Genomic DNA, 12,421 nt, shown 5'->3' with positions numbered 1-12,421 from the left:
ACCAGAAAAAGCAAAGCCCACAGACGAGCCTGCTATATGGGGGGCGCTCGCCTGTGGGCTTTGCTACCCCCCAGGTGGGTCATTTTTAAATGATCACGATGGGTCAGTTTTGAATGCAGATTGACAGAATCGTGAGCAACTCGATTTCGGATGGCATTCGCGTGCCTTACCAGATCCGATGCGTTCTGGAGATCTGAGAATGAATGCGCTGAGAAATAAAAGTCTGCGACCTTGCGAACCCATTTTGGATCCGAAACCTTCAAGTACGACTTGTCTGGTTTATAATCCGGGTCGAGAGAGAGAAGTTCGTAGGCGTGTTGGATGGTATCCGCTTTCCCCGCCTTGAGTGTTGGCTTGTAACCGTTGTTTGTCCTCGCGCCTGTCAGAAACCTGACGAGCGAGCGTTCAATGAACTCCTCCCAGCTTGCCACCATGCCCATAAATGCAAGCTCAACGACCTGGCCGACGTACTTTGGATGTATTCCGGGGTTGTTTGATGGGCGCACTTTGGTTGGCAATGCTTGCATAGCAGCGACCAGTGAAGTGGCTGAGGCGATTTCTGAAAGAAACGCATCTCGGACGTGATCAACCTTGGCAGGACGGCCGCTTGGCACCTGAACCTCTCCTTCTTGTCCGCCATTTCAGACTTTGTAGCGCCAGTAGGTCTAGCCCTTTCTGGATTCTCGCAGAGTAGCGATCAATGCCCACCCCACGCGAAGCCGTTCTCGCCGCGCTGCATGCGCGGCTCTCGACGCTGCCCGCGACCGCGCTCCGCGGCGACGTCCTGCCCGAGCGCGTGCCGGCCGAGGGCCTGCTGATCCTGCGCGACGGCGAGCCGGGGGAGCCGGAGGTGACGCTCTCACCACTCGCTTACCACTACCAGCACCGCGCCGAGATCGAGGCGGTCGTTCAGGGCACCGAGCGTGACGCGGCCTTCGACACGCTCTGCGCGAGCATTGGAACGGCGCTCGCCGCCGACCGGACGCTGGGCGGGCTCTGCGACTGGGTCGAGGCGGAAGCACCGCGGCCTGTGGACCTGCCGGTCGAGGGCGCGGCGAGCCTGAAGGCGGCCGTCATCCCCGTCGTCCTGCACTACACGACCGCCGACCCGCTGAGCTGAGCGCCGCGCACACGACACCGGGGCACCCCCCTAACCCGACCACTGACCCACCGGCCCGCGGACCCGCTCCGCGGGCCGTTCCTTTTTGCGACAGGAGACCACCATGGCACGATCCCTTGGGGCGCGGGCGCGGCTGGCGCTCGGCTTCGAGACCACCTACGGCACGCCACCCGCCAGCGGCTTCATCCGCATGCCGTTCGCGCCGGGGCTGACCGTCGCTGCCGAACAGCCGCTGCTCGACTCCGAGCTGCTGGGTTACGGCCGCGATCCTCTGGCCCCGGTCAAGGACGCGATCACGGCAGACGGCGACGTGGTGGTCCCGATCGACGCGGAGGCCTGGGGCCACTGGCTGAAGGCGGCCTTCGGGGCGCCCACGACCAGCGGCACCGGGCTCTACACCCACGAGTTCCAGTCCGGTGCCTGGGACCTGCCGAGCTTCGCGCTGGAAAAGGGCCTGCCGGAGGTGCCGCATTACGCGATGTATCCCGGCTGCCGGGTCAACCAGCTGCAATGGTCGATGGAGCGCTCGGGCCTCGTGACCGCGACCGTGGGCGTGATCGCGCAGGGCGAGGACAAGAGCGCCACCAGCCAGGCAGGCACGCTGACCGAGCCCGCGCTCAGGCGCTTCGGCAGCTTCCAGGGAGGCGTCCAGCGCAACGGCGCCGCGCTCGGCAATCTCGTCTCGGCCGAGATCACCTACGCCAACAACCTCGACCGGGTGGAGACGATCCGCGCCGACGGCAAGATCGCCGGCGTGGAGCCCGGCATCGCCGCGCTCACCGGCAACGTGGTGGTCCGCTTCGCCGACGAGACGCTGCTGCAACAGGCCATCGACGGCGATCCGTGCGAGCTGGTGTTCGGCTACGCGCTGTCCTCGGGCGAGAGCTTCACGCTGACCGCGCATGCCGTCTACCTGCCGCGCCCCCGCATCGGGATCGACGGGCCGCAGGGCATCCAGGCGACCTTCGACTGGCAGGCGGCGCGCGATCCCGGCACCGGCCGCATGGCCACCGCAACCCTCATCAACGACGTGGACCAGTATTGATGCTCCGACTCGACATGACCCGCAAACCCGCCTGGCACGACATGCCCGGTGGCGTGCGCCTGAAGCTCCTGCCGATCACCACCGCGCTGATGGCCGAGGCGCGCCGCGACCCGGACGTGGTCGCCGCGCTGGAGAGCGTGCCGGCTCAGGCCGACGCCGCGGAGACCGACCCCGCCGCGGCGCGTGCCACCGACGAGGCGGTGGCGATCCCCTTCGCGGTGGCGCTGGCGCGGCTGGCGATCGTCGAGTGGGAGGGCGTGGGCGACGCGAAGGGCGCGCCCGTGGACCCCGGGCCCGAGACCATCCCGGCGCTGATGGACATCTGGCCGATCTTCGAGGCGTTCCAGACCCGCTACGTCCAGAAGGGGCTGCTGCTGGAGCAGGAAAAAAAACGCCTCTGCGCCCTCGCAGCCTGGGTCTGGGGCGGGGGCGCGGACTACTGCCGGGCCTGCGACGGGCCGTGCCCGGACTGCCCGCAAACGCAAGAGCGGCCGCTGACGCTCGAGGGCCGGCAGGTGCGGGATCTGGTGCAGGCTGCGGGCGGCCAGCTGCGGCTGGCGCCGATGGGCGGGGTGATCGGCTTCGACATGACCGCGCTGCTCGCCATGGCGCGCGCCTGCGGCATCGATTCGGCCGCCGCCGCCGAGCTCCTCCCGCATGTCGAGGCGGTGGTGGTGGAGACGCTGGCCAGACAGGCCCGGTCAGGCGGCGGCGACGGGGGTGATGTCTGAGACGTCGACCGTGTCGCGCGCGCGCGCGAGGTCCCAGGCGCGCTGCAGGTTCATCCAGTATTCGGGCGTCGTGCCGAACGCCTTGGCGAGGCGCATGGCGGTGTCGGCGGTCATGGAGGTTTCCTCGCGCACCAGCCGCTCGATCCGCGTGCGCGGCACGTGCAGGCGCCGGGCCAGCGCGATCGGGCTCAGCCCGAGCGGGTCGAGGTAGAGCTCCCTGAGAACCTCGCCGGGGTGCGAGGGGGACTTCATCAGTGTCATGGCGCGCCCTTTCGATGCCCGTTCAATGGTAGTCGACGATCTCGACGTCGGCCGGTCCCTGATCGGTCCACACGAAGCAGATGCGCCACTGGTCGTTGATGCGCACCGAATGCTGCCCGGCCCGGTCGCCCTTGAGCTCCTCGAGATGGTTGCCCGGCGGAAACCGGAGATCCTCGAGGACCACGGCGGCGTCGAGTGCCGAGAGCATCGCCCGCGTCCGCTTGACCAGATCGGCCGGGAAGCCCTTGCCGAACCGGCCTTCCACCGCGTTCGCCGCGCGCTTGCCCTTCGTGCTGACGATCATGGGGGCATGTATCACGGCGTGATACATTCTGCAAGGGGCGCGCGGCGGCGCGCTTTACCGATCCTTCCGATACCGGAGGCAGTCACATGGCCGAAAAACGCGTCTCTGTCCGCCTGTCGGCGACGGGCGGGCGGCAGGTCAAGGATGCGCTGCGCGGTGTGGGCGAGGCCGGGCAGCAGGGCTTCCGGCGCCTCTCGCGCGAGATGGAGGCGGCGAACCGCCGGCTCGCCCGCTTCGCGCGGCAGGCGACGCGGATCGCCCGGGTCGTCGGCGCGGCGGCTGCGGCGGCCGGCGCGGCGCTGATCCGCTCGGGGCTTCAGACCATCGATGCGCAGGCCAAGCTCGCGCAGTCGCTCGCCACGACCACGGCGAGCGTACAGGTGCTCGCCCGGGCGGCGGACCTGTCGGGCAATTCCTTCCGCGAGCTCGAGGCCGGCTCGGCGCGCCTGACCCGGCGCCTGTCGCTCTTTGCCGCCGACGGGAGCGGGCCCGCGGCCGACGCGATCCGGCGGCTGGGGCTCAACGCGGCGGAGCTGCTGGCGCTGCCGCTCGACCAGCGCATCGCGCGGGTCACCGAGGCGATCCGGCAGAACGCGGCCTCCGAGCAGGCGGCGCTCTTCTCGCAGCTCTTCGGCGACCGCGCCTTCGTGGCCTTCCAGCGGCTCGACCCCGCCCAGCTGCGCCAGGCGAATGACGAGCTGCGCCGGTTCGGCGTGCTGGTCAGAGACGCGGACGCGGACCGGATCGAGGAGACGAACGATGCGATCTCAAGGCTCGGACTGCTCTGGCGCGGGCTGTCGAACCAGCTGGCCGTCGCCGCCGCGCCGGCCCTGCAGAGCGCGGCCGAAGGGCTGGCCCGGCTGGGCGAAGTGGGCGGGCCGATCCAGCGGGTCTTCACCGGCATCTCGGACGCGCTCGTCCTGCTGATCGACAATGTCGGACGGGTGGCCAGCACGGCGGCCGCCTTCGCGGGGTTCCTCGCCGGGCGCTGGGTCGCCAGAATGGCCGCGGCGACGCTCTCCGTCCGCGGGCTCGCCACGGCACTGGTGGTCCTGCGCGGGGCGCTGATCCGCACCGGCATCGGGGCGCTCATCGTCGGCGCGGGCGAGCTGATCTACCAGTTCACGCGCCTGGTGGCAGCGACGGGCGGCATCGGCGCGGCGCTCGGCCTGCTGAAGGACGTGGCGGCGGAAGCCTGGGACCGGATCGCGCTGCGCGCCGGTGCCGCCTGGGCGCGGGTGGAGGCCGGCTGGGCCGCGGCGCAGGCCAGCATCTACGAGGGTCTGCAGGGCGCGACGGAGGCCGTGGTCGGCTGGGGCAACAGCACCGTCGCGACCTTCGCCGGAGCGTTTGAGGCGGTGAAGGCGACCTGGGGCGCGCTGCCGGAGGCCATCGGGGACTTTGCCTTCCAGGCGGCGAATGCCCTGATCGACGGCGTCGAGTCGATGATCAACGGCGTGGTCGACCGGATCAACCGCTTCATCACCCGGCTGAACGCGGCACTGTCCAATCTGCCCGAGTGGGCGACCGGCGAGGGCGGCCTCTCCATCGGCCGGCTGGACCCGGTCGAGCTGGGCGGGGTCGAGAACCCCTTCGCCGGCGCCGCGTCGGCGGTTGGCGATGCCGCCGGAGAGGCTTTCCGCGCCGCCATGGGCCGCGCTCACGTCGAGGCGCCGGATCTCTTCGGCGGGATGGCCGCGGATGCGCGGGGCCGCGCTGCGGGCTACGCCGAGGCGGCCGGCATGCTCACGGAGGCCGCCGCGCGCCCGATGACCGCGTGGCGGGCACTGAAGGACGTCGTGGCGGCCACGGACTCGGCCGACCGGTTCGAGGAGGCGCTCGGCGCCGCCGGACAGGCCGCCACCGAGGCGGGCGCCGCGGCCGGGGCGGCCGCCGCCGCCGCCGCGCCAAGCACCGAGCGGGCCGTAACCGGCTGGCAGGCGGTCACGGCGGCCCTGTCGGACTATGCCACCAAGGCCCGCAGCATCGGCGGCGATATCGGCCAGAGCCTCGTCGGCGCCTTCCGGTCGGCGGAGAACGCCGTGGCCCGGTTCGTCAAGACCGGCAAGCTCGACTTTCGCGATCTGGTCACCTCGCTGCTGGCGGACCTCGCCAAGCTCGCCGCGCGGCGCTTCATCCTCGGGCCGATCGCGGGTGCGCTGTCCGGCGCGCTTGGAGGGCTCGGCGGCAAGGCGGGCGGGATCTTCGCGGACGTCCTGCACGCCGGCGGCCGGGTCGGCGCCGCCGGTCCCGCGCGCAGGGTCCCGGCGATGGCTTTTGCAGACGCGCCGCGCATGCATTCCGGCGGCATGGCCGGGCTCAAACCGGACGAGGTCCCCGCCATCCTTCAGCGCGGCGAGCGGGTGCTCTCCCGCCGGGAGACCCGCGCGTATGACGGCGCGCGCGGGGAGCGTGACGCCGCCCCGATCGTCAATGTCACCATCCAGACCCGCGATGCGGAGAGCTTCCGGCAATCGCGCACGCAGGTGGCATCTGACATCGCCCGCGCCGTCGCCATGGGCCGCCGCGGCATGTGACGCGGCCGAACTGCTGCCCGAGACCCTGCAAAAGGACAAAACCAAGCATGACCTTTCACGAGACGCGCTTTCCCGACGCGATCAGCCGCGGGGCGCGCGGTGGCCCCGAGCGGCGCACGCAGGTGGTCGCGCTGGCCTCTGGCCACGAGGAGCGCAACGCCTCCTGGGCCGCATCCCGCCGGCGCTATGATGTCAGCTACGGCATTCGCCGCGTGGACGACCTGCACGCCATCGTCGCTTTCTTCGAGGCCCGGCTGGGCCGGCTCTACGGGTTCCGGTTCAAGGACTGGGCCGATTACAAGTCCGGCCCGCCCTCGCGCCCCGTCTCCGAGATTGACCAGCGGATCGGCACGGGCGACGGCACCACCACCAGCTTTGCCCTGATCAAGACCTATGGCGACGCCCCGCACGGCTATGCGCGGCGCATCGCCAAGCCCGTGGCCGGCACCACCCGCATCGCGCTCGACGGGGCCGAGCAATTCACCGGCTGGCAGGTCGATCCCACCACCGGGATCGTCAGCTTCGAGACCGCACCCGAGCCCGGCCTCGTCCTCACCGCGGGCTTTGCCTTCGACGTCCCCGTGCGCTTCGACAGCGATCTGATGGACGTGACCCTCGATATCGAACGGCTGGGCTCGATCACCTCGATCCCGCTCGTGGAACTGCGCCCGGAGTAAGCCTGCATGCAGACCTATACTGCCCTCGAACATCGCCCCGGCGACACGCCCACGCTCTACGCGCTCGACGGCGGCACCGTCGCCGTCGGCGCCGACGGCAAGATCGCCCGGCTGACCGGGCTGCAGAAGCTGGTCGGGCTGACGCCGGTGCCGCTCGAGCCCGGGATCGACCATGTGCTGCGCGCGGCCTGGCGGCGCGTGATCGACAGCCCCGACCCGGCCTCCGATGCGGTCACCATCGGCGTGATCTGGCTCGATGCCGACAAGGCCGTGCTGTCGCAGACCGTGGCGCATACCGATCCTGCCCCGCGCGTGGCCGATGGCCGCCGCACGATCGCCCTGCTGGTGGGCCTGGATGCGGCGGACGACGCGGCGCTCACGGCCCCGGCCGCGGCCCGCTACGCGCAGCCCTTCGTCGAGACCTTCGGGGCGGCGCACGCCACGGATGTCGAGATCTGTGCCCTCGAGCGGTCGACCCTGGCACTGGTCTCCCCGTCGCTTGCGAACGGGTATTCCGAAGAGCGCATATTCTACGTCGCGCAGGACGGCGACAACAGCCGCACCGGCGAAGGCCGTGACCGCGCCGTGCGCGACATCGAGGCGGCGCGCGACCTGGTGGCGGCGTCAGGCGATCCCGCGGCCATCTATGTCTATCCCGGCACCTACCAGACGCAGGGGCATATCGACGTTCCGGATCACTGCACGGGCGTCATTTCCGCCACGGCGGCGCGGGCCACGAAGATCGTCCCCGCGCCGGGCTACGAGGAGCGCAACGTGTTCCGGATGGGCAATGGCGGCTATGTCCAGGGCTTCAGCTTCGAGGGCGGCTGGCGCGTCGATGATCTCGACGATCCCACCGAGGGCTTCGCGATCTCCTTCCGCCCCGGCGCCGTCATCAACCGCACGGTCTACGCCCATAACATCGTGATGTACCGCACGGGCGATCCGGTGCTGATCCCGCCACCGCTCGACCGGGCCAACCAGAACCCGATGGTCGGACGCGGCGGCGGCGTGATCCTGGCCGACCGCGCCGTGGTCAGTCCCTACTCGGTCTTTCCGCAGATCATGGCCTGGGGCGCCACGCCCAGCAATCCCAACGGCATCGGCTACTGCGCCAGGAACGGCGCGTTCATCAACGCCATCAACGCCATCGCGATCTGGTCGCACAAGCAGTACATGGCGCTCGACGGCGGTCTCATCATTGCCTCCGGCTGTGCCTCTCAGGCCGGCGACTGGTCGCTCTGGTCCGAAGGCTACCGGACCCGGGTCGAGCCCTACAGCGCCGCCGACACCCTCATCGACAGCTACCCGACCGCCGCCGGGGCCATCGAGAGCAACGAGACCGCGATCACGGACGCCATGTGGGACCACCTCGTGGCGCAAGGCTATGTCGACGGGCTTTCGACCGGCTAGGCGCAAACCCTCGAGGAGAGCACCCGGCGGGATGCGGCCTTCCTGCTTCTGTCGCTGCGCTATGACCTGCAAGCCGGCCAGCAGCAGTCCACGCGGCTCTTCACCCGGGGCCTCTATGACTGGAACGGCGGTTTCGTGGGAAAGGCCGGCAGTCTGCCCTGGTTCACCATGGCCTGGCAGACGATCCGGGACGAGATCACCGCGCTCCTGGCCGCCGGTCCGCAGGCCATGGTGACGGCCCTGATCGATGACGTTCTGATCGCCACGACCAACGCATCGACCGCCCCCACGACGCGGATCCCCAGCGTCGTGAGCGCCCAGAACCACCAGTGGAACCAGACCCTGAGCGGGGTCAACGGGCGCGCCTTCTCGCGCCCCTCCCAGGAAGTTCCGCAAAGCATCGTCGAACGCAACCTCGGCCGCGTCGTCTATTCCGGCGTGGACGAGAACGGCAAGCAATACTTCACCGGCGGCGCGCTCGTGAACCCGCTCACCGGGCAGCTCGAAGGGCCGCCCATCGACCGCACCATCCTGCCGCGCGCCCGCCGCGCCGCCATGATTACCGGAGGCCAGCAATGAGACACACCGTCCGCCAGGCCGGGGCCGCCGTCCCCAGGCCCATCTTCGTCGAGGCCATCGGCACGGCCTGGCAAACGATCCTGGAGGCCCCGGACTTTTCCGTGCCCGATCCGCAGCGCAGGTTCGCGACCGACCGGGATCCGGCCGACACCGAGCGCCGCATACAGCCGGGCTTCGCCCTCATTGAGGCCCCGATCATGTTCCACAACGGGAGTCTGAACTCCGTGTCCGTGGAGATCAGCATCTTGCGGGAAGACGATGTGCGTGTCCTCCAGGCCGTGATCCGGATCACCGCAGGGGAGACATACCTGCACCCGTCCCCCGGGCAACGGCTCCTGAAGCTGGACACGAACTCCGCCGAGGGCGACCGGCTGCAGGTCAAGGCGTCCGAGGCGGGCGTGGTGTCCGTCACCAGCACGGGCTCCGAAGGGGCCGCCGAGCAGCATGAACCGGAGGCGGCGTGATGAGCCGGTTCCTCAATGGCGGCAACAGATATCTCGGCCCGCCCCAGTTCGTGGGACGCGGCAAGCCGATCCGGTCTCCTGTCGAACAAAGCCTCGATCCGGCGCTCTACGAGGGCGCGGTCGTCTACGCCACGGACGGGCAACTCTACTATTCCGACAGGACGGCCTGGCTGATCCCGACCGCGACGGTCCAGATCGGCAGACCGGCGGCGCTCCCGCCCACCGACAGCCAGGAGCAGACGCAGCTCCGCCTGACCCCGTTCTACAGCCCCCAGGGGCTCACCCAGACCGGGATCTATTTCGAGGTCGCAGCCTCCCCCGAGGGCTTCGACACGCCGCTGTTCACCAAGGATATCACCACGACCTCGGGCAACAGCTACCAGATCATCTACCCCGGCGACGGGCTGTCTCCCGGCCAGGCGTTCTGGTGGCGGGGCCTCTACAACGGCACCGAAGGCAGTCAGTCGCCGTTCTCTCTCCCGTATCGGCAGGTCTACCCGGAGCTGATCGACACCCCGGAGCCTGTCACCAACGACGGGGCGACCTCCGGCGCGGTCACGATCTCGGAGTTCCGCTCGCAGTTCGGGCTGAGCTACACCGAGACCGAGGTGCACTTCTGGCAGATCGGCGCCGACCCGGACACGGACACGGCCTTTGCCACGACCACCGGCATCGGCGGCGCGAGCGTCGGATTGCCCGAGGCCCTGGTCGAAGGCGCGAACTACCTCTGGCGCGCACGCTACGGCGGTCAAGCGGGGGCCGGCGCGCCCGTCGTCCACAGCGGATGGACCGAGACCCGCACGGTCAACAACGGGGCCGCCTCCATGTCCCTGGTTTTCGATGTCGATCTGGCCGTGAACAGGACCATCTCGCTCGGCCTCGGCGCGCTCGCAGGGTCCACGAACATCACGGTCGATTGGGGGGACGGCACGTCGGACGCCTACGCGACGGGTGGCGTTCGATCGCACAGCTATGGCGCAGGCGTGAGCGGGCAGGTCACGGTCGTCATCTCCGGCCAGATGGCCCAGTTCGGCGGCAACCACGACATCACCGGCCTCGTGCGGATGGACACCATCGGCTACCAGCTCGGGCTGACCTCGCTCGAAGAAGCCTTCCGCAACGTCACCCCCAACACGACCTACGTGAACCCGGCCCTGCCGCCGCAGGTCACCTCCCTGCGGGGGGCGTTCCGAGACGGCAACCCCGGCTTCAACGTGGGCTCTCTCGATACCTCGAACATCACCGACATGAGCGAGATGTTCCTGGACGCGCTCGACTTCAACGGGGACCTCTCGGGGCTCGACACGTCCTCCGTCACCACCATGGAGAGGATGTTCTACATGGATGCGCGGCTCGACAGCACTTCCTTCAACCAGCCCGTGGGGATGTGGGACGTCTCGAAGGTTCGCAATTTCCGCCGGATGTTCGCGATCGAGGGCTGGCAGGGGGTCTGTGTCTTCAACCAGGACCTCGGTGCATGGGACACGGGCTCCGCCACGGACATGAGTTTCATGTTCGCGGGCGAGAACGCCGCCTACGAGCACCGGTTCGACAACGGTGGCGCGGACGGCATCCGCAGCTGGAATGTCTCATCCGTCACCGACTTCGAGGGCATGTTCCAGCTCGCGGACCCGGACCCCAGCGTGAGCCGCCTGCACGACTTCAACCAGCCCCTGGACGGCTGGGATACCGCCTCCGCAACCTCCATGAAGGAGATGTTCAAGGGGTCGCGGTTCACGCGCGCGCTCGACGGCTGGGACGTGTCGAACGTGCAGGACTTTTCCGCGATGTTCAGCCTGTCGCTCTTCAATGCCAGCCTGGCGGGCTGGGATTTCTCGTCGGCGACCACCGTCGGGAACATGTTCTACCGCACGCCGTTCAACGCCGACACGACCGGATGGAGACTTCCCGCGGATGCCGCGCGCCTGATGCATCAGGCCAAGGCCTTCAACCACGCATCGGCCCTGACATGGAACACCTCCGGCGTGACCAGCATGGAGGCGCTCTTCTGGGGCGCCAACGACTTCAACCAGGACATCTCGGGCTGGGATGTCTCGACGGTCACGACCATGAAGGACATGTTCCGTGGCTTCACCTCGTTCAACCGCGACATTTCCGGCTGGGACGTCTCGACCGTCAGCACCTTCGACGGCATGTTCTACGATGCGCGGGGGTTCGGCTTCTCGCTCGGCGGTTGGCCCCTGTCGACGACCGGGGTCAGCATGTCCATGATCTGGGATACCACGCCCATTCACGGAGAGCCGTATTCGCGCACCCTGATCGGCTGGGCCAACACCGCATTCAGCCAGGACGGTCCCTTCAGCGTTCCGCTGACGGCGAACGACGGCGCGCCGACCTACACCGCCACGGTTCACGCGTCCGGCGGTCGCTTCCAGGACGCCGTATCGGCGCGGGCGTTTCTCGCGCGCTCCCGCCGGGTTCTGGTCGCCTCGGCGGGCACGGCAGACGCCGACGGCGAGTTTCTCTGGAACGGGGCCACGCAACAGTTCGAGAAGGCGAATGGCTGGCGCCTCATTGATACCGGCACCGCCTGGGAGCTGCACGACGCCACCGGCACGGTGCAGGCGACGGCGCAGGACGCGACCATGCCGGATCGGCCCTACAAGGTCGCCACATGGGACGGGGTGCTGGCCTCGGCCTCCGTCGATCTCGACGGCATGGGCTGGACGATCATCGACGGAGGGCTGGTCTGATGCACTTCACGGCGACGGACCCCACCTGGTGGATCGCGCATGGCGACGGCGTGAGCCACGGCCATCTTCGCGCGGGCGCCACCCTGACCACGGGGGCCACGTTCTTCGAGACCTTCACCGACCGGCAGGCGTTCCTGCGGCGGCTGCGCGAGATCGAGGCGGACCCGGAGGCGGCGCGACGTTCCGGCGCGCCGACAGAGCCCTTTGCCCGGCTGGCATGGCTGCGCTGGCGACACGAGACCGCGGGTCTCGATCTGCCCGGCGGGCAGCGCATCCGGACCTCCCGCGAAAGCCAGGCGCAGATCACCGCGGTGGTCAACTCGCTGCAGATGGGCCTGATCGCCGAACCGGTCACCTACAAGCTCGACAGCGGCTGGGCCGATTTGAGCGCGGCCGAGGTCACGGCCGTCGCGCAGGCGGTTGGCGGCCATGTGAAGGCCTGCTTCCGGGCCGAGCGCGCCGTGGCAAACCAGCTCGAGGCCATGGAGGACCCCGGGACCGCCGACGTGGGCGCGCTGTTTCAGGCCGCCTATGCGGCGGAGGTGGCAGGCTGATCCTCTGCACGCTGCCCCACAG

The 12,421-nt window shown here is 69.3% G+C and carries 13 protein-coding genes; 10 read left to right on the top strand and 3 right to left on the bottom strand.

The window, feature by feature from the left end; all coding sequences use genetic code 11:
• Positions 1–32: 32 nt before the first annotated feature.
• Positions 33–614 (bottom strand): hypothetical protein, encoded by a 582-nt coding sequence (locus tag DQW77_RS18095; RefSeq protein WP_147094997.1) that lies wholly within the window; start codon positions 612–614, stop codon positions 33–35.
• A gap of 86 nt (positions 615–700) precedes the next feature.
• On the opposite strand from DQW77_RS18095, the gene DQW77_RS16035 reads away from it, so the two are divergent.
• From DQW77_RS16035 to DQW77_RS18765, 3 genes are all read left to right on the top strand, one after another.
• Positions 701–1,120, top strand: a complete 420-nt coding sequence (locus tag DQW77_RS16035) for an acyl-CoA transferase (protein ID WP_113259231.1) — start codon at positions 701–703, stop codon at positions 1,118–1,120.
• A gap of 103 nt (positions 1,121–1,223) precedes the next feature.
• Positions 1,224–2,165, top strand: a complete 942-nt coding sequence (locus DQW77_RS16030; RefSeq protein WP_113259230.1) for a phage tail tube protein — start codon at positions 1,224–1,226, stop codon at positions 2,163–2,165.
• Positions 2,165–2,896, top strand: coding sequence for a hypothetical protein (locus DQW77_RS18765; RefSeq protein WP_309301324.1), 732 nt, complete (start codon positions 2,165–2,167; stop codon positions 2,894–2,896). The genes DQW77_RS16030 and DQW77_RS18765 overlap by 1 nt, the downstream gene beginning before the upstream one ends.
• Here DQW77_RS18765 and DQW77_RS16015 read toward each other — a convergent pair.
• Both DQW77_RS16015 and DQW77_RS16010 read right to left on the bottom strand, forming a co-directional pair.
• Positions 2,867–3,157 carry a HigA family addiction module antitoxin gene (locus DQW77_RS16015; protein ID WP_113259229.1) on the bottom strand — a complete coding sequence of 97 codons (291 nt, stop codon included), beginning with the start codon at positions 3,155–3,157 and terminating at the stop codon, positions 2,867–2,869. The genes DQW77_RS18765 and DQW77_RS16015 overlap by 30 nt on opposite strands.
• A 22-nt stretch (positions 3,158–3,179) precedes the next feature.
• A complete protein-coding gene (locus DQW77_RS16010) occupies positions 3,180–3,461 on the bottom strand; it encodes a type II toxin-antitoxin system RelE/ParE family toxin (protein ID WP_113259233.1) in 282 nt (93 codons plus the stop codon).
• Positions 3,462–3,547: 86 nt separating this feature from the next.
• Between DQW77_RS16010 and DQW77_RS16005 the strand changes: the two genes are divergently transcribed.
• From DQW77_RS16005 to DQW77_RS15975, 7 genes are all read left to right on the top strand, one after another.
• Positions 3,548–5,998, top strand: coding sequence for a phage tail tape measure C-terminal domain-containing protein (locus DQW77_RS16005; protein WP_113259228.1), 2,451 nt, complete (start codon positions 3,548–3,550; stop codon positions 5,996–5,998).
• A 47-nt stretch (positions 5,999–6,045) separates the two neighbouring features.
• A complete protein-coding gene (locus tag DQW77_RS16000; protein ID WP_113259227.1) occupies positions 6,046–6,675 on the top strand; it encodes a DUF2460 domain-containing protein in 630 nt (209 codons plus the stop codon).
• A 6-nt stretch (positions 6,676–6,681) separates the two neighbouring features.
• A complete protein-coding gene (locus tag DQW77_RS15995) occupies positions 6,682–8,088 on the top strand; it encodes a hypothetical protein (RefSeq protein ID WP_113259226.1) in 1,407 nt (468 codons plus the stop codon).
• A 135-nt stretch (positions 8,089–8,223) separates the two neighbouring features.
• On the top strand, positions 8,224–8,667 hold the full coding sequence (locus DQW77_RS15990; RefSeq protein ID WP_113259225.1) for a hypothetical protein: 444 nt from the start codon (positions 8,224–8,226) through the stop codon (positions 8,665–8,667).
• A complete protein-coding gene (locus tag DQW77_RS15985; RefSeq protein ID WP_113259224.1) occupies positions 8,664–9,131 on the top strand; it encodes a hypothetical protein in 468 nt (155 codons plus the stop codon). Before DQW77_RS15990 ends, DQW77_RS15985 begins: the two co-directional genes overlap by 4 nt.
• Positions 9,131–11,845 carry a BspA family leucine-rich repeat surface protein gene (locus tag DQW77_RS15980; protein WP_113259223.1) on the top strand — a complete coding sequence of 905 codons (2,715 nt, stop codon included), beginning with the start codon at positions 9,131–9,133 and terminating at the stop codon, positions 11,843–11,845. The genes DQW77_RS15985 and DQW77_RS15980 overlap by 1 nt, the downstream gene beginning before the upstream one ends.
• Complete coding sequence (locus DQW77_RS15975) at positions 11,845–12,399, top strand: DUF4376 domain-containing protein (RefSeq protein WP_181711308.1); 555 nt, start codon at positions 11,845–11,847, stop codon at positions 12,397–12,399. Before DQW77_RS15980 ends, DQW77_RS15975 begins: the two co-directional genes overlap by 1 nt.
• Positions 12,400–12,421: the final 22 nt, after the last annotated feature.

The sequence above is a fragment of the Roseovarius sp. TE539 genome, assembly GCF_003298505.1.
GTDB lineage: Bacteria > Pseudomonadota > Alphaproteobacteria > Rhodobacterales > Rhodobacteraceae > Roseovarius.
Note: the sequence above shows the minus strand (reverse complement) of the source record. Positions and strands in the feature narration are given on the sequence as shown.